Origin of the sequence: Variovorax sp. PDC80, from assembly GCF_900115375.1 — a bacterium.
Classification (GTDB): Bacteria; Pseudomonadota; Gammaproteobacteria; order Burkholderiales; family Burkholderiaceae_C; genus Variovorax.
This window is the reverse complement of sequence record NZ_FOWG01000004.1, coordinates 450,442-471,144: the sequence shown is the minus strand read 5'-3', so window position 1 is coordinate 471,144 and position 20,703 is coordinate 450,442. Positions and strand designations below refer to the sequence as shown.

Sequence of the window (20,703 nt, the reverse complement as noted above, 5' to 3'; positions counted from 1 at the left end):
CGACAGGCGAAGGCTTGAATTTTATCGGAAATCACATGCGTTGCGCCTCCCCTTGAGCACGGCCTTCAGCCGCAACAGCGCCCGATCCGCCCCTCGCGGTACAGCGGCCCCAGGTCCTCCGCCAGCGCCCCCAGCGTGCGGCGCCATTGCGCATGCGAGGGATCGGCCGCCAGCGCCGCGCGCATGCGCGCCAGCAGCTCGGCGCGCAGCGCGGGCTCGTCGATGCCCAGCACGCGCCCGGCATCGACCGCCAGCCGGCCGCCGACCAGCACCTGCGCCACATGGCGCCCACTGGCGCGCGCCAGCACCAGCTCGAGCGGATCGATGTCGTCGAACAGCGCGTCGTCGTCGAGCGTCTCGAGGTCCAGCAGCACCAGGTCGGCCGGGGCGCCGGTCGCGATGCGGCCGCCCGACACCAGCGCGCCGCCCACGCTGCGCGGGCCGTGGCCGGCGGCGAAGGACCAGAGCTGGGCCGGGGTCATGGTGCGCTCGTAGCCCCAGCCGCGGTGCAGCGCATAGGCCAGGCGCATCTCGCGCAGCGCATCGTCGTCCTCGTCGAAAGCCATGCCGTCCAGCCCCATGGCCACGCGGCAGCCCTGGCGCAGCATCTCGGCCAGCGGTGCGATGCCCGACTGGAGGCCGAGGTTCGAGCTGGTGTTGACGGCGATGGTGGCGCCGCGCTCGGCGATCAGCGCGAGCTCGTCGGGCCGCGCCCAGGTGCAGTGGGCGAGCGTGAGGCGCGGGCTCAGCAGGCCGATCGCATCGAGGAAGCGCACGATGCCGCCCGGATGGTGGGCATCGGCCCAGTCGCGCTGGTAGCGGGTCTCGAGCAGGTGCATGTGGACCGGCCGGCCGGTATCGGCCGAGGCGCGCGCGATGGCCTCGAGCAGCGGCGTGCCGCACCACTGGACCGCGGTCGGGCCGTACTGCACGGTGACGTGCGCGCCCAGGCCCTCCTCCTCGACCATGCGCGCCACCGCGTCGACCTGCGCGAGCTGCCGCGCGGGCTCGACCGGCTGCACCGCGAGGCGCCGCGCGACCGCGTCGCGGATGCCGGGGCGCAGCAGGGCCAGCACGGCGGCATCGTCGTCGTAGGCGATGCCGTGGCGGTCGCGCATGGCGACCGCGAAGCCGATGCGCACGCCGACGTCACGCGCGGCCCGCGCCACCGCGCGCGCCTCGTCGACGTAGTCCATGCCGCCCTGAACGCGCGTGTAGTGGACCATCAGGTTCGTCACGCCATGGCGCAGCGAGCGCGCGAACGAGGTGGCGGCGCAGAGGTAGGGGTCCATGCCCGGCACCGTGCCCAGGAAGGGCAGCCAGCTCTCGAGCGGCTGGCCGAAGGCGCCGAGCGTGGCGCTGCGGAAGGTGCGCGCATGGTCGTGCGCATTGGCCAGCGCCGGCAGCGCGAGCAGGCGCGGCGCGGGGCCGGCGGCATCGCGCGGCGCGATCGCGCCGAAGCGTTCGCCGTCGAATTCGATGCGCATGCCGGCCTGCGCGGGCCGCAGGCCCGGCTCGGCCAGCAGCCAAGCGCAGTCGATGGCGTCGGAATGCGGGGCAAGGCTCATGCGCGATGCCTCAGCTCGCCACCACCCGGCGCGCGGCCGCGGGCGGCAGGAAGCGCCGGTCGAACACCTCGCCGGGCGCGGGCGCGCGCGGCAGCTCGAAGGCGGTGCGCAGTTGCGCGATGGCGCGGCCCATGCGCGCGTCGTCGACATCGCCGATGCCGGCCTGCGCGACCGCGGGTGTCAGCATCACGGTGCGCAGCGTGTAGAGCAGGCGCCGCTTCTCGAGCGCGGCATCGAGCAGCGGCTCGCGCTTGGCGAGCGCGGCGATGGCCGCGTCGGGATCGGCGATGGTGTCGAGCACCGCGCGGTGGATCGCGCGCACCAGTCCGGCCACGGCCTCGGGCCTGTCGCGCAGCAGCGCGCGCGACACCATCACGCCGTTGCCGTAGAGGTCCACGCCATGGTCGGCATAGTGGAACCAGCGGATGTCGCGGTCGGGGTCGACGCCCTGCGCCACCAGGTTCATGTAGCTGGTGACCGAGAACACGGCCGAGCCGTCGACATGGTCCTTGAGCAGCATCTGCTCCTGCAGGTTGGGCGCCATGCCGGTCCACTGGACCTTGGCCGGGTCGATGCCCGCGCGCGCCGCGATCACCGGGAACATGCGCGCCGCGGCGCCGCCGGCCGGGCTGCCGAGCGTGCGGCCCTCGAGGTCCTTCAGCGTCTTGATCGGTCCCGACGCCTTCACGATCAGCGCGAAGGGCGCGCGGTCGTAGAGCATGTAGACCATCACGGGCGCGTCGGCCGGCCGCGTGGCGGCGTTCTGCACGATGGCGTTCATGTCGCCGAAGGCCGCCTGGTAGGCACCGTTCATCACCTTGGTGACGGCGGCCGCCGAGCCGTCGCCCTGGTCGATGCTCACGGCCAGCTTCTCGGCCGCGAAATAGCCGCGGTCCTGCGCGAGGTAGTACCAGGCATGGATGCCCTGCAGCTTCCAGTCGAGCACGAACTTGATCGGCGTGGGTGCCTGCGCGAAGGCACGCGGCGCGCCGAGCGCGGCCGCCAGCGCGGGCAGGGCCGCGAGCGCGCCGCGGCGCGAGAGGGTTTGCAGCATGGGAGCTCCTTGGTCTTGCGTGAAGTTCAGGCGGCCTCGAAGCGCACGTCCTGCGCGCCCTCCCACAGCACCCGCCGGCCGAGTTCACGCAACTGCTCGCGCCCCTCGACGATCCTCAGGAAGTGGTTGCCCGCGAGCTGGCCCATGCGGCTCGAGAAGCTGCAGGCGCCGTAGGCCAGGATGATCTCGGTCTCGCTGTAGCCGCCGGGATAGAACAGGATGTCGCCCACCGAGGGATGGCTGGTGTGGTTCTCGAAGCCCACGCCGAGCTGGAAGTCGCCCAGCGGCACCCAGCAGCCCTCGCCGCTCCAGCGCACGTGGATCAGCTTCTGCCGGTAGGGCAAGAGCTTCGAGAACGCGGCCACGGTGAGCGGCGCGTCGGGATGGGTTTCGGCCACGAAGCGCAGGTCGCCCGCGGTGATGAGGATGCGTGTGGAAGTCATGTCGGTCTCGTCGTGGGGGAGTCAGGCCATGGCCATGTCGGTCTTGCGCTGGGCCCAGCCCGTCATGCGCCGTTCGACGAGAGCCGACACCGCATACAGCAGCACGCCCATCGCCGCGAGCAGGAACAGGCCCGCGAACACCATCGGCACGTCGAAGTTGCCGCTGGCGATCATCATCACGGTGCCGATGCCCTTGTTGGCCGCCACGGTCTCGCTGAGCACCGTGCCCACGAAGGCCAGCGTGATCGCGATCTTGAGCGAGGCGAACAGGTAGGGCAGCGTGCGCGGCAGGCCCACGTTCCAGAGGATGTCGCGCTTGCGCGCGCCGAGCACGCGCAGCACGTCCTCGAGCTCGGGCTCGGTGCTCGCGAGGCCGGTGGCCACGTTGACCACCACCGGGAAGATGCTGATCACCATCGAGGTCAGGATCGCCGGCACCGTGCCGGCCCCGAACCACACCACGAACAACGGCACCACCGCCACCTTCGGGATGCTCGAGAAGCCCACCAGCAGCGGATAGGTCACGTCGTAGGCCAGCTTCGAGGAACCGATGGCCACGCCGATCAGCACGCCCGCGGCCACGCCCAGCACGAAGCCCGCGAGCGTGGTGTAGAGCGTCTGCACGGTGTGCGGCCACAGCAGCGGCATCTTCTCGAGCAGCACGTGGGCGATCTGGCTCGGCCGCGGCAGCACCAGGTCGGAGATGCCGCCGGCCAGGCAGGCCAGCTCCCACAGCACGAAGAAGCCGAGCAGCGCTCCGGTCGACAGCAGGCGCTGGCGCAGCACGGGGGAGATCGCGTTCATGCCGCCACCTCCGCGACCAGCGGCTCGGCCGCTGCACCTTCGGGCACCGCGTCGCCGCCGCGGCGCGCCTGCGCGATGCGCATGCGCAGCTGCTGCACCAGCGCTGCGAACTCGGGCGCATAGCTGCTCTCGAGCGTGCGCGGCCGCGCGAAGCCGACCTCGCGCGTCTCGAGGATGCGGCCCGGCCGCGCGCTCATCACGCAGATGCGGTTGGCCAGGTAGGCCGACTCGCGCAGGTCGTGCGTCACCAGCAGCACCGTGGGCCGGCGCGCGATCCACAGCGACTGCATGATGTCCCACAGCTCCTCGCGCGTGAACTGGTCGAGCGCGCCGAAGGGCTCGTCGAGCAGCAGCAGCTCGGGCTCGTGCACCAGCGCGCGGCACAGCGAGGCCCGCTGCAGCATGCCGCCCGAGAGCTGCCAGGGCCGCTTGTCGCCAAAACCCTTCAAGCCGACCTGGGCCAGCAGCGCATCGGCGCGCTCGGCGTATTCGCCGCGCTTCTTGCGCCGGTAGTCCTGGCGAAACGGCTCGACGATCTTCAGCGGGATCATCACGTTCTCGCGGATCGTGAGCCAGGGCAGCATGGTCGGGTTCTGGAACGCGAGGCCGATGCGCAGCCGCGGCGCGGCCGAGGCATGGCTGCCCGCGGGCGTGCGCACGCCCACGGCGCCCACCTCGCGCCCGCCCGCGATCACCGCGCCGGCGCTGGGCCGCAGCAGCCCGGCCACCAGCTTGAGGATGGTCGACTTGCCGCAGCCGCTGGGGCCGACCAGCGCGACGAAGTCGCCCTTGTCGATGCCCAGCGTGGTGTGGTCCAGCGCGATGGTGCCGCCGCCGTAGCGCAGCATCACGTCCGACAGTTGGATGAAGGCTCGTTCCATGGTCGCTTTCAGGAAGAAGGAGAGGACGCGTGCGCGTCCTCGACGCGCACGATCGCGGCCACCGGTCCGCCGCCCGCGGGTCCCTGGTGCTCCGCGCCGCCCGAGACATAGAGCGCGGTGTGGCCGGCCAGCGAGGCCAGCACGCCGCCGACCACCGCGCGCGCATGGCGCGTGGCATGGATGTCGGAGTCGTTGAGCATGGTGTGGCGCTCGCCGCGCACGCGGCCGTCGGGGCTGGCCTCGGCCTTGGCGAGCAGGTTCACGAGCCGGCGCGAGACGGCCTGCGCGTCGCGCTCGGCATCGAGGCCGAAGGCATCGCGCAGCAGCGCGCGCACGCTGTGGCCGTCGATCGCGTCGCGCATCACGCCGTGGGCGATGCGCAGCGCCGAGGCGCTGGCGCGCGCCTCGCCGAGCACGATGACCACGTTGCCCTCGAGCTCGATGCCGGCCGAGGCCGAGGCGCGCGCCGAGTAGGCGCTCCAGTCGGCCATCACGCTGGCGTCGCCGATATCGGCGCGCGCCACCTCGCCGAGCGCCACCGCCACGCCGAGCGCCGAGGCGCCGCGCGAATAGCCCATCGACTCGTAGCTGTCGTGCGTGACCGGCGCGGCACCGCGCGCGAGCGCGGCCGCCACCTTGGCCGATGTCAGCAGCGGGCACTTGACCTGCACGAAGTGCACGTCGTGCGTGCCGTCGATGCCCGCGTCGCGCATCGCCGCGGCCACGGCCTCGGCGGTGGCATCGATCTGCGCGGCACGGCCCATCTCCTCGGGCAGGAAGTCGCGCGTGTGCGCCACGCCGACCACCAGCCGCTTCTCGCCATGCGCGGGCACGGCCTCGTCGCGCCAGCGCCGCGCGAACACGGTGAAGTGCGGCGAGAGCACGCCCTCGGTGCCGCCCGACATCACGAGCGCCACCTGGCGGTGCACGGCTTCGGGCGTGCAGCCGAGCCCGCCCGCGAGCAGCTGGCACCAGGCCGCGGAAGCGTACTCGCGCGTGAAGTCGTTGACGCAGCCGTTGCCCTCGGTCTTGCCCATCACCGCGACGATCTCGGACGGCACGAGCTCGCCCGCGTCGATCAGTGCCCGCGCGCCGCGCAGGTCGCCGGGCCCGCTGCACGGAATGCGCCAGACGCGCACCTCCTGGATACGGCCGCCGCTCATGCCGCGTTCCAGTCGATCTCGCCCACCGGCACCGCATTCACGGGCACGCCCGGCGGCGTCTCGAGGATCGCGCTGCTGTAGTGCTCGGTGTTGCGCGGCCTGGCCAGCGGCATGCGCTGCACGCCCTTCACCGAGCGGCCCCAACCCGCGGCCTCGGCCACCAGCCGGCCGTCGCGCATCACGAAGCGCCCGCGCAGCAGGGTGTGCAGCGGATAGCCGCGCACCGCGCGCCCGTTCCACGGCGAGATCTTGCTGATGCTCTGCAGCTTGTTCTGCGACAGCACGCCCGCGCGGTTCATGTCGACGAAGGCGATGTCGGCATGCGCGCCCGGCGCGATCACGCCCTTGGTGCCGTACAGGCCCCAGGCCTTGGCCGGGTTGACCGAGCTCCAGCGCACGTAGTCCATCAGCGAGGCGCGGCCGCGATTGACCTCGGTCAGCATCAGCGGCATCTGCGTCTCCACGCCCGGAAAGCCGCAGTCGCAGTCCCAGATGCTCTCGCGCGTCTTCTCCTCGGGCGCGTGCGGCGCATGGTCGGTGGCGATCATGTCGAGCGTGCCGTCCATCAGCGCGTCCCACAGCGGCTGGTTGTGGCGCGGTTCGCGGATCGGCGGATTCAACCGCATCACGCCGCCGAGCGTGCGCATGTGGTCGGTGTTGAGCAGCAGGTACTGCGGGCAGGTCTCGGCCGTCACGTCGACGCCGCGCGCGCGCGCCGCGCGCAGCAGGTAGAGCGAATCGGCCGCGCTGTGGTGCGCGATGTGCACGCGCGCGCCGGTCCATTCGGCCAGGGTGAGCACGCGGCCGATGGCCTCGATCTCGGCCACCGCGGGCCGCGCCGCCAGGTGCGCCATCGCGTCGATGCGCCCGGCCGCCTGCATCTTCTTCTGGCGCCGGAACAGGATCGAGGAGTTCTCGGCATGCACGACGGTGCGGATGCCCAGCGGCGCGAGCTTCTCGAAGCCCTCGAGCAGCGCGCCGTCGGTGGGCGCGGGCAGGTTGCCGAAGGTGTTGCCGACGAAGGCCTTGAAGCTGGTCACGCCGGCCTCGAGCAGTTCCTCGAGCCGCTCGACGGTGTCGTCGCCGAGCAGGCCGTGGATGCCGAAGTCCACGTACGAGGACTCGGCCGCCTTCTGCTTCAAGCGCAGCGCCTCGACGGTGCCGGTCGGCGGGTTGGTGTTGGGCATCTCGAACACGGTGGTCACGCCGCCGAGCGCCGCGGCCGCCGAGCCGGTCTTCCAGGTCTCCTTGTTCGGATAGCCGGGATCGCGGAAATGCACGTGGCTGTCGATGGCGCCCGGCAACAGGTGCAGGCCGTCGGCGCGCATCTCCTCGCGCGCGCTCGGCATAGTGTCGTCGTGGCCCACGGCCACGATGCGCTCGCCGGCGATCGCGACGGCGGCTTCGAAGATGCGGTCCGGCGACACCACCTGGGCGCCGCGGATGACGAGGTCGACTTCCTTCATGGTTCGTTCCTCGCGTTCAGAGCATGGCCCAGCCGCCATCGACCGGCAGGTCGACGCCGGTGATCTGGCGCGAGACCTCGCTGGCCATGAACAGGCAGGCGTTGGCCACGTCGGCGTCGGTGGAGACGCGGCGCAGCGCGTAGTCGGCCGCGTGGCGCGTCATCGCCTCCTCGAGCGTGATGCCCAGCTTCTCGGCCATGTTGGCGCACACCTTCTCGCGAAAGCGCGGCCCGTCGACCATGCCCGGCGCGACGCAGTTGACGTTGATGCCGTGCGGGCCGGCCTCGAGCGCGAAGCTCTTGGTGATGCCGCGCAGCCCCCACTTCGAGGCCGAGTAGGCGAGCCGGCCGGCGCGCCCGCGCATGCCGAAGGTGCCGCCGACGTTGACCACCTTGCCGCTCTTGCGCTCGATCATCGAGGGCAGCACCGCGTGCATGGTGTTGAAGCAGCCCGTCATGTTGAGCTGCACGATCTCGTCGAACTCCTCGCTCGTGGTCTCCCAGCCGGTCTTGCCGATCGGGCCCGAGCCGCCGGCCACGTTGACCAGGATGTCGATGCGGCCGAAGGCCTCGAGCGCATGCGCGGCCAGCGCCTCGGTCTGCGCGCTCTGCGTGAGGTCGCAGGGCACCACGATGGCGGCCACGCCGAGCGCGCGCGCTTCGGCGGCCACGGGCTCGATGGCGGCGGTGTCGCGGCCGGCCAGCACCAGCTTCGCGCCTTCGCGCGCGAAGGCCAGCGTCACGGCGCGTCCCATGCCCTTGGCGGGGCCGGTGATGAGCGCCACCTTGTCCTTGAGTTGCAGGTCCATGTTCGTGTCTTTCTCTGTTCGTTCGTCGTTGTGGCGGGGTTCAGGGCTGGCGGTCCAGGCTCGAGGGCCGCTCGGCGCGCGCGGGCAGGAAGCCGCGGTCGAAGACCTCGGCCACCGTGGGCTTGCGCGGCAGCTTGTTGGCATCGGCCACGATCTCGATCGCGCGCTGCATGCGCGCCTCGTCGATGTCGCCCAGGCCGATGCGCGCGATCTCGGGATGGCTCATGTCGTTGCGCAGGGTGGCGAGCAGCTTCTCCTTCTCGACCTCGCGCTTGAGCAGCGGCTCGCGCTTCATCACCGCGGCCACGCCGGCATCGGGATCGGCGATCACGTCCTTGATCGCGCGGTTGAGCGCCTTCACGAAGCCCTGCACCGCCTTCGGGTTGTCCTTCACGAAGGCGCGCGAGAAGAAGACGGCGTTCGAATAGAGGTCCATGCCGTGGTCGCCGTAGCGGATGAAGCGCAGGTCCTTCGCGGGATCGAGGCCCATGGCCTTGGCGCTGAAGCTCACGGTGGTCACGTAGCCGAAGGCGGCGTCGATCTGGCCTCGGCTCAACATCTGCTCGCGCAGGTTGGGCGCCATGTTGGTGATGTTGACTTTGGCGGGGTCGACGTTGGCGATCTTCGCGAAGGCCGGGAACAGCTTGAGCGCGCCGTCGTTGGCCGGGCCGCCGATGGTCTTGCCCTCGAGGTCCTTGGGCGTGCGGATCGGGCTGTCCTGCTTCACCACCAGCGTGAAGGGCGGCGTGTTGTAGAGCATGTAGACCGCCACCGGCGCATCGGCCGGGCGCTTGGAGGCCAGGTCGATCAGCGCGTTCACGTCGCCGAAGCCGGCCTGGTAGGCGCCCGCGGCCACCTTCGGGATCGAGGCGGCCGAGCCCTCGCCCTGGTCGATCTCGACATCGAGGCCCTCGGCCTTGAAGTAGCCCTTGTCCTGCGCGGTGAAGAACCAGGCCTGCGCGCCTTCGTACTTCCAGTTGAGGACCATCTTGACCGAGGTCTGGGCGGCGGCGCCGGTGGCGGCCAGCGCGAGCGCGCAGGCCGAGAGCAGCGCGGGCATGGGAAGGCGGAAGAGGGACATGTCAGAACTCCTGGTGGGGCGGGGTGGATGCGGTGCGGCGCGAACGCTTCGGCAGCGAGGCCATGAGCGCTTCGGCCGTGGCGACGAAGCCGTGCAGCTGCTGCACGATGAAATGGATGCCGCGCGTGACGTAGGCCGGCGACGGCGTGTTGCAGGCGTCCTTCAGCAGCACGCAGTCGTAGCCGAGGAAGGCCGCGTCCTGCAGCGTGGAGAACACGCAGCGGTCGGTGTTGATGCCGGCGAACAGCAAGGTGGTGATGCCCTGCTGGCGCAGCAGGCTGTCGAACTCGTTGTCCCAGAAGCCGCTCAGGCGGTGCTTGTGCACGGTGATGTCGGTGGCGGCGACCTCGAGCTCGTCGATCACGCGCGCCCCCCATTCGCCGCGCACCAGCGAGGGGCCGTGGTCGATCGGCGAACGCTCGGCATAGCCCACGCCGTCGGCGCTGCGCTTGCCCTTGAAGTGGATGGTCGGGCTGAGGTTGAGCGCATCGGCGCGGATGCCCCAGTTGAGCCACACCACCGCGCCGCCGGCCGCGCGCCAGGCGGGCAACAGGCGCGCGATGACGGGAATGGGCTTGCGCGCGGCCTTCGTGCCCAGGCCCTTCTGCGCGAACCAGCCCTCGGGGTGGCAGAAGTCGTTCTGCATGTCGACCACCACGAGCGCGCTGCGCGCGAGGTCGAACTGCACCGGCTGCGGCTGTGCATCGATGCGCACCGGAACGGGTCGCCTTGGTGCGCGCACCAGGCTCACGCCCTGCGCGTCGAGCGTCCAGGCGTTGTGCGCGGCGGGGCCGAAGCGTGCCGGCTGTTCGTCTTTGGTGCGCGGGATATCGGATCGGCGTTTCATGCCCGACCTCCACGCAGTCACCGTGCCAGAAGGTGCTCCGAATCCATACCGTTTCGCGGACCCTGCGTTGCCGCAACGGCAACGCACGTCCGGAGCCGCCATTGGCCCGGATCGTGCAATCGCCCGCGGCCACACCCTCCACACGACGATCCGCCATGAACCACCTGCGCTTCCTGCGCTATGCCGACGAGGTCGCCCGCGCGGGCTCGATCCGCCAGGCCGCCGAACGGCTGCATGTCGCGCCCTCGGCCGTGAACCGCCGCATCCAGGACATCGAGGAGGAGCTCGGCACGCCGATCTTCGAGCGGCTGCCGCGCGGCATGCGGCTGACCACCGCGGGCGAGCTGTTCATGCGCTATGTGCGCGGCCGCGCGGCCGACCTCGAGCGCGTGCGCTCGGAGATCGAGGAGCTCAAGGGGCTGCGCCGCGGCACGGTGCGGGTGGTGGCGAGCCAGGCGCTGGCGCCGCGCTTCCTGCCCGCGGCGATCCACGACTTCCGCCGGAGCCATCCGCTGGTGGCCTTCGAGGTGCGCATCGGCGACCACGTGCAGGCCGCCGAGGCGCTGCGCAGCTTCGGCACCGACCTCGCGCTGGTGTTCAACCTCGCGCCCGAGAGCGACATCGAGCGCCTGACCTCGGTCGAGCAGCGGCTCATGGCGCTGATGCATGCGCGCCATCCGCTCGCGATCGCCACGGGGTCGGCCACCGGCGTGCGGCTGCGCGACTGCGCCGAGTACCCGGTGGTGCTGCCCAACCGCGACACCGGCGGGCGCCAGCTGATCGAACGCTTCCTCGCGCGCAGCTCGACACGCATCGACGCGATGGTGGAGAGCAACAGCTTCGAGTTCCTGCGCGGCTGCGTCTACGACCGCCGCTCGATCTCGTTCCAGATGGCGATCGGCGCCCTGCCCGACGACCGCGAGGTGGTGGTGCGCGAGATCGAGGACCGCGGCTTCCCGCGCGGCGAGCTGGTGCTCGCGAACCTGCGCGGGCGGCAGCTGCCGGTGATCGCCTATGCGTTCGCGGAGTTCCTGGGCAAGCGGCTGGCGGCGCTCGACTGAGTCAGCGCGACAGCGCTGGCAGCGCCTTCATCAGCGTCTCGCTGAAGGCCCGCAGCGCCTCGGTCTCGTGCGCGCCGCGCTTGGTCACGCGGAAGAAGTCCATGCCCACGCGCGGCTTCACGAGCACGTCGGTCCGCACGCGGTGACGGCGGCAGGCCGCGAGCGCGAAGGTGGGCATCACGGCGGTGCCGAAGCCGGCCTCGACCATCGAGATCAGCGTGCCGAAGAAGTTGAAGGCGGGCCGCTGGGCGTCGGCCAGCCCCATCTCGCCGAGCTGGCGGTCGATCACCTTCTGGATCGGGTTGCCGGGCGGCAGGCCGATCAGCGCGGCACCGCGCAGCGCCGACCAGGGCGCGCTGCCGACCGGCTCGCCGTCGGCCGCGGCCTGCGTCACGCGCATCAGCTCGAAGCGGCCCACGGGCGTGCGGTCGAGGCTGGGCGCGGCCCTGAAGAAGAAGCCCAGGCCGAGGTCGGCATCGCCCGCCTCCACCATCGCCTCGACGTCACGCAGGTCGGCATCGAACAGCCGCAGCGCGACCTGCGGATGGGCCTCGCGAAAGCTCGCGAAGACCCAGGGCAGCAGGTGCGACGACACCAGCGGCGTGGCCGCGATGCGCAGGGTCTGGCGCGCCGCGTCGCCCTCGGCACCGAGCTCGGCCGCCACGTCGTCGAGGTCGGTCAGCAGCCGCTCGACCACCGGCAGCAGCCGCCGGCCGGCCGGCGTGAGGCTCACCATGCGCGTGGTGCGGTCGAACAGGCGGCAGCCGAGCTGCTTCTCCATCTCGCGGATCAGGATGCTCAGGCCGGCCTGGGTGATGTGCGCCTGCTCGGCCGCGCGCGTGAAGTTGCCGATGCGCGCCACCTGCAGGAAGGCGCGCATCTGGCGCGTGCTCAGATTCATAAGGATTCATGATAAATCCATATCACATCTAAATTTCCCCTATGGCTCGTTTCAGGTCCCAATACGGCCCCCATGAGCACCGCATCCAACGAAGTCATCATCCTGGGCGCCGGCATCGGCGGCCTGACCCTCGCGCTGAGCCTGCACCAGGCCGGCATCGCCTGCCGCGTCTACGAGGCCGTGCCCGAGCTGCGCCCGCTGGGCGTGGGCATCAACCTGCTGCCGCACGCGGTGCGCGAGCTGTCCGAGCTGGGCCTGCTCGAATCGCTCGACCGGGTCGGCGTGCGCACGCAGGAGGCCGTGTTCTTCACCGAGCACGGCCAGCTGGTGTTCCGCGAACCCGCGGGCCGGCATGCGGGCTACGACTGGCCGCAGTACTCGATCCACCGCGGCGACCTGCAGACCGTGCTGCTCGAGGAGACGCTGAAGCGCCTCGGCCCCGACAGCGTGCGCTGCGGCCACCGCTGCACCGGCGTCGAGCAGGACGACGCGGGCGTGACGGTGCATTTCGCCGACGGCCGCGCGCCGGTGCGCGGCGCGGTGGCGATCGGCTGCGACGGCATCCACTCGGCGCTGCGCAAGCAGCTCTATCCGGACGAGGGCGCGCCGCGCTACTCGGGCATCAACATGTGGCGCGGCACGGCCGCGTGGCAGCCGTTCCTCACGGGCGGCAGCATGGTGCGCGCGGGCTGGCTCACGGTCGGCAAGATGGTGATCTACCCGATCCGCAACGACATCGACGCGCAGGGCCGCCAGCTCGTGAACTGGGTGGCCGAGATCCACGCGCCGCAGCCCGCGATGCGCGACTGGAGCCGCGCCGGCCGGCTCGAGGACTTCCTGCCCGCCTTCGCCGACTGGCACTTCGACTGGCTCGACGTGCCGGCGCTGATCCAGGCCTCCGACACCATCCTCGAGTACCCGATGGTCGACCAGGACCCGCTGCCGCGCTGGACCCACGGCCGCCTCACGCTGCTGGGCGACGCCGCGCACCCGATGGTGCCGCGCGGCTCCAACGGCGCGGGCCAGGCGATCATCGACGCACGTTTTCTCGCGGGCGCGATGAAGCGCGAGGGTGTCGGCCAGGCCGCGCTCGAGAGCTACGACCGGGTGCGCGTGAAGGCCACCACCGAGGTGGTGCTGACCAACCGCAGCAACCCGCCCGACACCATCCTGCGCGAGGTGTTCGAGCGCTCGGGCGGCAAGCGCTTCGACAAGCTCGACGAGATCGTGACGCAGCAGGAGCTGCAGGCGATCTCGGACCACTACAAGCGCGTGGCCGGCTACGACCCGGCCGCGCTCAAGCAGCGCGCCTCGTACCTTTGACCCCTTCCCACAAGAACATGCCCACGGAGACACCATGCGCCTTCTGACCAAGACCCTCGCCACCCTGCTTACCGCCGCCAGCGCCATGGCCGCCCATGCCTGGCCCGACCAGGCCGTGACGCTGGTCGTGCCCTACACGCCCGGCACCGGCATCGACCTGATCGCGCGCCAGCTCTCGGCGCGGCTGCCCGCGGTGCTGGGCCAGCCGGTGGTGGTGGAGAACGTGGCCGGCGCCAGCGGCAACATCGGCAGCGAGAAGGTGGCGCGCGCCAAGCCCGACGGCTACACGCTGATGGTGCAGGTCAACACGCTGGTGATGAACAAGAGCCTCTACAAGACGCTGGCCTATGACCCGGTGGCGGACTTCACGCCGGTGTCGCTGACCTCCTGGGGCACGCTGCTCTTGGTGACCAACCCGAACACGCAGAAGGCCACCACGCTCGCGCAGCTCGTGGCCGCGGCCAAGTCGCATCCGGGCCAGCTGACCTACGCCACGCCCGGTGTCGGCACGCCGCACCACCTGTCGATGGCGCTCTTGATGCAGGGCACCGGCACCGAGCTGCTGCACGTGCCCTACAAGGGCACCGCGGGCGCCGTCACCGACCTGCTCGGCGGGCGCATCGACGCGATGTTCCTGCCGGTGCACGTGGCGCTGCAGCACATTCAGGCCGGCAAGCTCAAGGCGCTGGCCACCGGCAGCAGCCACCGCCTGCCGCAGCTGCCCGACGTGCCCACCCTGGCCGAGGCCGGCGTGACCGCCGACAACGTCGACATGTGGTACGGCGTGCTCGCGCCCAAGGGCACGCCGGCCGACGTGGTGGCGCGGCTCAACAAGGAGATCGCCGCGGTGCTGAAGTCGCCCGAGGTCGCCAAGTCCTTCGAGTCGCAGGGCATGGTGCCCGCGAGCTCGACGCCGGCGGAGTTCGGCACGCTGATCCAGAAGGATGCGCAGCGCTGGGCGGCGGTGGTGAAGAAGGGGAACATCACGGCGGATTGAGCACGGCGGTCGAGCTCGCCCCGCCCCGCCCCACCCCCTCCAAAAGGAGGATGGCACAACACTTTCGGCACGAAGCGCCCCGGCATTCGCCCCTCGGATTCGCTCTAGCGTACCTCGACCCACGACAGCTCTCGCCCGCACCGGGCGGCTCGCGCACGCCCCGCCCCTTCGCCCGACACCTCGACGGCGATCGCTCGCAAAGCTGAGATACTTTGCGGAATAAGTATTAACCGCCGTGCATGCGTCATGCATCGCTGCGCGGCTTCGAGCGACAGAGGAAAAGAGGGGCGAGGGAATGAAGCTGAAATTCACGGCCATTGTTGGCTTTTGTCTGGCATTGGCCGCCTGCGGGGGCGGTGGAGGCGGCGGCGGAGGGGGAGGATTCCCCGGCTTCGTGGGTGGTGTTCCCGGCGCCACGGGTCAACCGGAAACGCCTGCGTCCAACCCCGTCATCACCTTCTCGCCATCCACGCTCACCGGTAACCAACAGACCGGCACCAGCGCCAGCTATGTGGTGAAAGTCAACGTCACCAACCCCGACGTGTTCACTGGCCCTGTCTATGCAGTGGTCCTGGATCGCGAGCAGATCCTGAGACAGGCCGATGGCCTGCGTCTCGTCGCCATTGACAAAGTCACCTTCGCCGCAACCCTGAATACCTCGGGCAGCCTGACGCCAGGCCGCCACAGAGGCACGTTCTCCGTGTCCCTGTGCAAGGACACCGCGTGCATCGGCCAGTACGCAGGCTCTCCGGTTTCGCTTCCCTACGACCTCACGGTCACGCCAAAGCCGCTGTCGGCTCTCGCGCCGACCGGTACGCGTGCAACCGTTCATGTGGGCGCCGCCAACCCGCCCGAGGTCGACGTCCACGTCGGCGGCCCCGACGGCACCTGGAAGGCCACCACGAGCAGCAGTTGGCTGAAGGTCGCGCAGGCGGAAGGCCAGCTGCCGGCCACGCTCAAGGCCCGCTTCGTCACGCAGGGCATGACTGCCGGCATCTACCAGGATGAGCTGGTGGTGCGTTCCGCCGACGGTCAGGAAGCCAAGGTCGGATTCACGCTCGAAATGCTGGCCACGCAGTTCCAGGTCAGCACCGACTCCTTCACCTTCACCGGGGTGAATGGCGCGACCATCCCGCCACAAACACTGAATTTCGAGCTAGACAACGGCACGCCCGCGAGCTGGACGGCCAGCGCCGCCTCGCCATGGCTGCTGCTCCAGCCGGGCACGGGCACCACCCCGGGCTCGCTGACTGCCCGCGTCGATGCCAGCAAGTCCAACCTGGCCTCTGGCGACTACACCAGCAGCATCGTGCTGGCTTCGGCGGGTTACCCGAGCAAGACCGTGGGCACCGCGCTCACGCTCACGAAGCCCACGCTGTCCGCTCCATCCATGGCAGTCATCCTGGGCGGCGCCAAGGGACGGGACGAGGTCGCGCAATCGCTCTCCATGAGCCTGAACACGGGCACCAACAAATGGCCCTGGACGCTCTCGACGCCGCTGCCCAACTGGGTCAACGCCGCCGCCACGTCCGGCAGCGTCGATGCGAACGGCACGCCGCTGAGCTTCTCGCCGATCTTCAATGGCATCACGCCAGGCACCCATTCCGGCCTCGCGACCGTGACGGCGAAAGTCAACGGCGACACGGTCACGCTGCCTGTGAGCCTGGTCCTGAATCGGGACCAGCGGCAACTGCTTCCCTCCGAGTGGGGCATCGGTTTCGCCAGCGTACCTGACGGATCCGTGCTCACGAGAACGGTGCGGGTCACCGACAACTTCGGCGGCGCACTGCCCTGGACCGCCACCTCCAGCGCCCCCTGGCTCTCCGTGACGGGCAATGGCACGACAGGAACCAGTCCGGGCCTGGTGCTCACTGCGGATCCGAAGCTGGCGCCCACGGGCCAGACAAGCTATGCGACCGTCACGCTGAAGACATCCAATCCGGACGTGGCTGCCGCGGTCATCAACGTCGGGTTGTGGAAGGCCACCAGTGGATTGACCGCCTTGACCACGCTGCCGGCCGAGTACACAAACATCGTCGCCGACAAGATCCGCCCTTACGTCTACGCGCATAGTGGTGGCACGTCGATCGATATCTACAACGCGCATCTGGGCACCAAGGTCGGCAGCATCGCCAACGTCGGAGGCTCGCTGGCGGAGATGACCGTTGCACCCGATGGAAGCAAGCTCTATGCGGTGGATACGGGTGGCCAGGCCATCGCCGTCGTGGACCTCGCGACCGCATCGAAGATCGAAGCTTGGCCGCTGATATCGAGCGCCGATCCGTACCTGAGCTTGCTGGCGATCCGCACCAACGGCAAAAACATCGTCATCGCGGGTGACGGCAATGCGTACGTGGACGGCCTGAGCATCAACACACTGTCGCCCGGCGGCATTCGCCTGGTCCTTGCCGCCTCGTCCGACGGCCGGAGGGTTTTCGCGCAGGACACGGGCTTCAGTCCCGCCGGCTTCATCGCGTTCGATGTCGACTATTCCGCCATGGGTGGCGGCACCCTGCTGGTGACGAACACTGCATCGGGGGCCGTCAACGGTGCCGCGAATGGGCAGGATATCGCCGTGAATGCGGACGGCACCGCCCTCTACACCGCGTCGGGCGCGCCCTACCGCTGTTCTTCCGTGAATCCCATCAGTCTGGCGTTCATTGCCAGCCTGCCGGGCGGAGAGGCCTATCCCAACAATGTCAAGGTCACCAGGGACGGCCGTGTGATATGCGGCGTGGATGGCGGACTTGCGAATGCGGACGTCTGGGTCCATTCCGCCAACGGAACGCTGTTGAAGTTCTTCAAGTTCGGCGGTCTTCTCCGGCGCCAGTTGGCGGTGACACCGGATGGAATGACGGCCGTGGGCCTGACAAGCCTTCCCCAGATGGTGTTCGCCCCCCTCGGCGCGCCGTAATCGCACGGCACCTGAAGCAGGTGCATCAACTCAGCGCGGCGCGCGCCCCGCGTGCCGCGCCAGGTGCACCTGGTGCAGCGTGATCTTGCGCACCTCGGCCTGGCTGGTCTCGATGTGGGCGCGCAGCAGCATCGCGGCCTGGTCGCCGCGGTTGGCGCGCACGGCCTTGAGGATCTTGGCGTGCTCGTCGTAGGTGGCGTCGATGCGCGGCTGCTGCGTGAAGTCGAGGCGGCGGATGATGCGAATGCGGTCGGTGACGTCGCGATGCACGCGCGCCATCTCGGCATTGCCCGCGGCCGCGACCAGTGAGCAGTGGAAGGCCTCGTCCCAGGCCGCGACCTGCGCCATGTCGGTGCTGCGCTGCGCGGCGGGCACCAGCCAGATGGCCGCGAGCTCGTCGAGCAGGCTGCGGTCGACGCGGCGGTCGGCCTCGCACAGGCGGTGCACGGCCGATGTCTCCAGGATCATGCGCAGGTCGTAGAGCTGCTCGAACTGCTCGAAGTCGAAGGGCAGCACGCGCCAGCCGCTGCGGAACAGCACCTCGACGAAGCCCTCCTGCTGCAGCCGGAACAGCGCCTGGCGCACCGGCGTGCGCGAGACGCCGAGGCGGTCGCTGATCTCGTTCTCGGTGAAGCGGTCGCCCGGCACGAGGATGAACTCGGCCACGTCGCGCTTGAGCTGCGCATAGACCTCGTCGGCGCGCGTGCGGAACACGACCGCGTCGGCGGCCACCGGCGTGGACGCGGGGGCGCTGGGTTCGGCGGCTTCGGTGCCGTGGCGGGGACGGGCGATGGTCGACACGGGGCGAATGGTAGTCGCTGCGGCGCGCTTCATGCGCCGCCGAGCGCTTCGATGAGCTGGCCGCCGGTGGCGGTCCAGCCGACGATGCCGCCCTGGGCGCGCACCATCTCGACGGTGGCGGCCTTGAAGGCCGGGAAATAGCTCTCGGTGCAGTCCTCGAGCAGCAGGCCGTCGTAGCCGCGGTCGTTGGCCTCGCGCATGCTGGTCTGCACGCAGACCTCGGTGGTGACGCCGCCGAACAGCAGGTGGGTGATGCCGCGTGCACGCAGCAACTCGTGCAGCTCGGTGGCATAGAAAGCCCCCTTGCCGGGCTTGTCGATCACGATCTCGCCGGCCACGGGCGCGAGCGCCTCGATGATCTGGTTGCCGGGCTCGCCGGCCACGAGGATGCGGCCCATCGGTCCCTCGTCGCCGATGCGCAGCGTGGGATTGCCGCGGTTGCGCTTGGCCGGCGGGCAGTCCGAGAGATCGGGCCGGTGCGCCTCGCGCGTGTGGACGACGAGGCCGCCGGCTGCGCGCCAGGCGGCAAGCACGCGCTGCGTGGCCGGCACGATGGCCTCGAGCAGCGAGACGTCGTTGCCCAGGGTCTCGCCGAAGCCGCCGGGCTCGATGAAGTCGCGCTGCATGTCGATCAGCACGAGCGCGGTGGTCTTTGGGTCGAAGTCGTAGGGGAAAGGAAGTGCCTGCGCGATCTGCATGTTGGATGTCCTTCTAGTGCCCGCCGCCCATGTGCGCGCCGATCACGTGCCTCTCTGCACCCGCGGCGGCGGTCTCGTGGACCACGCGGCCCTCGCTCATGACGACGATGCGGTCCGACAGCTCGAGCAGCTCGTCGAGGTCCTCGCTGACCAGCAGCACGGCTCCGCCCTTCTCGCGCACCTGCACGATGCGCGCGTGGATCTCGGCCACGGCCGCGAAGTCGAGGCCGAACACGGGGTTGGCCGCGATCAGCACGTTGATGTCGCCCGCGAGCTCGCGCGCTAGCACGGCGCGCTGCACGTTGCCGCCCGAGAGGCTGCGGATGGGGGCGCCTTCGCCCTGCGTCTTGACGCCGTACTCGGCGATCCATTCGCGCGCCCGCGCACGCCAGCGCGAGAAGCGCAGCAGGCCGCCGGCCGCGAGCGGCGCTCGGTCGAAGTCGCGCAGCGCCATGTTTTCGGCCACGCTGAGGTCGCCCACGCAGGCATTGCGCAGCGGCTCCTCGGGCAGGCTGCGCACCTTGAGTTCGCGGTTCTCGGCGCGGCTTGCGCGGTAGGGCGTGCCCATCACGCGCACCCGGCCCGCGAGCCGCGGGCGCTGGCCGACCAATGCCTCGACCAGTTCGCGCTGGCCATTGCCCGAGACACCCGCCACGCCGAGGATCTCGCCTGCGCGCACCGACAGGCTCAGGTCGTGCAGCGCGAGCGTGCCGCGATCGCCGAGCGCGCGCAGGCCCTCGACCTCGAGCGCGACGGGCGCATCGGCGGCCGGCGCGCGGCGCGTGGAGGCAGCGGCCTGCGCCGGAGCCGCGGCGGTCTCCTGCGCGCCCATCATGGTCGCGGCGAGCAGCGCCGGGCTGGTGTCGGCCACGCGGCCGTGGTGCACGGCCTTGCCGCGCCGCAGCACCGTCACGCCGTCGGCATAGGCCATGACCTCGCGGAACTTGTGCGTAATGATCAGCACCGTGCACAGCCCGCTGCGCGCGAACTCGCGCACATGGCCCAGCACCTCGTCGGCCTCCTGCGGCGTGAGCACCGAGGTCGGCTCGTCGAGGATCAGCAGGCGCGGCTTCAGGTAGAGCTGCTTGAGCAGCTCGAGCTTCTGCTTCTCGCCCGCGGCCAGTTCGGACGGCCGCGCATCGAGGTCGAGGCGGAACGGCGTGGTGGCCAGGAAGGCCTCGAGCTCGGCGCGCTTGGCCTTCCAGTCGATCACCGCGGGCGTGCGGCCGCCGGCCAGCAGCAGGTTCTCGGCCACGGTCATGCCCGGCGCCAGCGTGAAGTGCTGGTAGACCATGCCGATGCCGAGCGCGCGCGCGACGATCGGGTTGGCGATGTCCTGCTCGCGGCCGTCGATCAGGATGCTGCCCTCCTCCGCGCGCTGGAAGCCGGCCACGCACTTGACCAGCGTGCTCTTGCCCGCGCCGTTCTCGCCGAGCAGCGCATGCACGCTGCCGGGTTCCACGCGCAGGGTCACGCTGTCCATCGCGGTGAAGGCGCCGAAGCGCTTGGTGAGGCGGTAGGTGTCGAGCGCGAGGGCGCCGGTGCCTGGGGGGAGGCCGCCGATGGCGTGGGTGCTCATGTCCGAGCTCCAGCTTCGTTGGCACCCGAGAGGTTTCGTTCGGGGCGCATGCACAGGCCGCCGGGTACTCCCCTGTGCGAATGTCCCCCGCCTTCGGCTCCTCCTTGATTTCGCTGCGGGGAGTACCCGACGCCCTGTGCACGAGAAGCGCAGCGGTGGTGCGGCCGGCACAGGCGCTGCGCCCCTCGATCACGTCGCTGGGGTGCCTTGCGCAGCGAAATCAAGGAGGAGGCCGAAGGCCGGGGGACATTCGCGGAGCAAGGCACCCCAGTGGCGTGATCGCGCCCCAGCCGTCGAAAGCCCGTCCCCATGAC

At 70.5% G+C, this 20,703-nt stretch carries 18 protein-coding genes; 4 read left to right on the top strand and 14 right to left on the bottom strand.

The features are described from left to right. Positions 1-65 precede the first annotated feature (65 nt). The 10 genes from BM109_RS15570 to BM109_RS15525 are packed head-to-tail and all read right to left on the bottom strand — an operon-like array spanning position 66 to position 10,115. Positions 66-1,568, bottom strand: a complete 1,503-nt coding sequence (locus BM109_RS15570; RefSeq protein WP_218159374.1) for an amidohydrolase family protein — start codon at positions 1,566-1,568, stop codon at positions 66-68. A 10-nt stretch (positions 1,569-1,578) separates the two neighbouring features. Further along, the gene (locus BM109_RS15565; protein ID WP_093344077.1) at positions 1,579-2,622 is read right to left on the bottom strand and encodes an ABC transporter substrate-binding protein; all 1,044 of its coding nucleotides are present in this window, start codon (positions 2,620-2,622) and stop codon (positions 1,579-1,581) included. Positions 2,623-2,648: 26 nt separating this feature from the next. After that, positions 2,649-3,065: a DUF3830 family protein gene (locus tag BM109_RS15560; RefSeq protein ID WP_093344075.1), complete on the bottom strand. Its 417-nt coding sequence runs from the start codon at positions 3,063-3,065 to the stop codon at positions 2,649-2,651. 21 nt (positions 3,066-3,086) lie between these two features. Beyond that, a complete protein-coding gene (locus tag BM109_RS15555) occupies positions 3,087-3,869 on the bottom strand; it encodes an ABC transporter permease (RefSeq protein ID WP_093344073.1) in 783 nt (260 codons plus the stop codon). Beyond that, positions 3,866-4,750, bottom strand: coding sequence for an ABC transporter ATP-binding protein (locus BM109_RS15550; RefSeq protein WP_093344071.1), 885 nt, complete (start codon positions 4,748-4,750; stop codon positions 3,866-3,868). The genes BM109_RS15555 and BM109_RS15550 overlap by 4 nt, the downstream gene beginning before the upstream one ends. Positions 4,751-4,758: 8 nt before the next feature. Continuing rightward, positions 4,759-5,913, bottom strand: coding sequence for a cyanuric acid amidohydrolase (locus BM109_RS15545; RefSeq protein WP_093344069.1), 1,155 nt, complete (start codon positions 5,911-5,913; stop codon positions 4,759-4,761). Then, a complete protein-coding gene (gene allB / locus BM109_RS15540; RefSeq protein WP_093344067.1) occupies positions 5,910-7,379 on the bottom strand; it encodes an allantoinase AllB in 1,470 nt (489 codons plus the stop codon). The genes BM109_RS15545 and allB overlap by 4 nt, the downstream gene beginning before the upstream one ends. Before the next feature lie 16 nt (positions 7,380-7,395). Then, positions 7,396-8,187, bottom strand: a complete 792-nt coding sequence (locus BM109_RS15535; RefSeq protein WP_093344065.1) for an SDR family NAD(P)-dependent oxidoreductase — start codon at positions 8,185-8,187, stop codon at positions 7,396-7,398. A gap of 40 nt (positions 8,188-8,227) precedes the next feature. Further along, positions 8,228-9,268: an ABC transporter substrate-binding protein gene (locus tag BM109_RS15530; protein WP_218159373.1), complete on the bottom strand. Its 1,041-nt coding sequence runs from the start codon at positions 9,266-9,268 to the stop codon at positions 8,228-8,230. A 1-nt stretch (position 9,269) separates the two neighbouring features. Further along, the gene (locus BM109_RS15525; protein WP_093344062.1) at positions 9,270-10,115 is read right to left on the bottom strand and encodes a cysteine hydrolase family protein; all 846 of its coding nucleotides are present in this window, start codon (positions 10,113-10,115) and stop codon (positions 9,270-9,272) included. Between the two features lie 155 nt (positions 10,116-10,270). Between BM109_RS15525 and BM109_RS15520 the strand changes: the two genes are divergently transcribed. Next, positions 10,271-11,176 (top strand): LysR family transcriptional regulator, encoded by a 906-nt coding sequence (locus tag BM109_RS15520; RefSeq protein ID WP_093344060.1) that lies wholly within the window; start codon positions 10,271-10,273, stop codon positions 11,174-11,176. Position 11,177: 1 nt separating this feature from the next. Here the strand turns inward: BM109_RS15520 and BM109_RS15515 are convergent, their stop codons facing one another. Then, entirely contained in the window at positions 11,178-12,077 is a 900-nt protein-coding gene (locus BM109_RS15515) for a LysR family transcriptional regulator (protein WP_093344058.1), read from the bottom strand. A 72-nt stretch (positions 12,078-12,149) separates the two neighbouring features. Here BM109_RS15515 and BM109_RS15510 point away from each other — a divergent pair, with 72 nt between their 5' ends. The 3 genes from BM109_RS15510 (at position 12,150) to BM109_RS15500 (ending at position 17,311) form a co-directional block, all read left to right on the top strand. Beyond that, positions 12,150-13,400 (top strand): flavin-dependent oxidoreductase, encoded by a 1,251-nt coding sequence (locus tag BM109_RS15510; RefSeq protein WP_093344057.1) that lies wholly within the window; start codon positions 12,150-12,152, stop codon positions 13,398-13,400. A 34-nt stretch (positions 13,401-13,434) separates the two neighbouring features. Next, entirely contained in the window at positions 13,435-14,397 is a 963-nt protein-coding gene (locus tag BM109_RS15505; protein ID WP_093344055.1) for a tripartite tricarboxylate transporter substrate binding protein, read from the top strand. 295 nt (positions 14,398-14,692) lie between these two features. Beyond that, positions 14,693-17,311 (top strand): YncE family protein, encoded by a 2,619-nt coding sequence (locus BM109_RS15500; protein WP_143129171.1) that lies wholly within the window; start codon positions 14,693-14,695, stop codon positions 17,309-17,311. A 30-nt stretch (positions 17,312-17,341) separates the two neighbouring features. Here the strand turns inward: BM109_RS15500 and BM109_RS15495 are convergent, their stop codons facing one another. The 3 genes from BM109_RS15495 to BM109_RS15485 are packed head-to-tail and all read right to left on the bottom strand — an operon-like array spanning position 17,342 to position 20,389. After that, on the bottom strand, positions 17,342-18,112 hold the full coding sequence (locus BM109_RS15495) for a GntR family transcriptional regulator (protein WP_371268815.1): 771 nt from the start codon (positions 18,110-18,112) through the stop codon (positions 17,342-17,344). A gap of 29 nt (positions 18,113-18,141) precedes the next feature. Next, on the bottom strand, positions 18,142-18,810 hold the full coding sequence (locus tag BM109_RS15490) for a cysteine hydrolase family protein (protein WP_093344049.1): 669 nt from the start codon (positions 18,808-18,810) through the stop codon (positions 18,142-18,144). A 13-nt stretch (positions 18,811-18,823) separates the two neighbouring features. After that, positions 18,824-20,389, bottom strand: a complete 1,566-nt coding sequence (locus BM109_RS15485; protein ID WP_093344047.1) for an ABC transporter ATP-binding protein — start codon at positions 20,387-20,389, stop codon at positions 18,824-18,826. Positions 20,390-20,703: the final 314 nt, after the last annotated feature.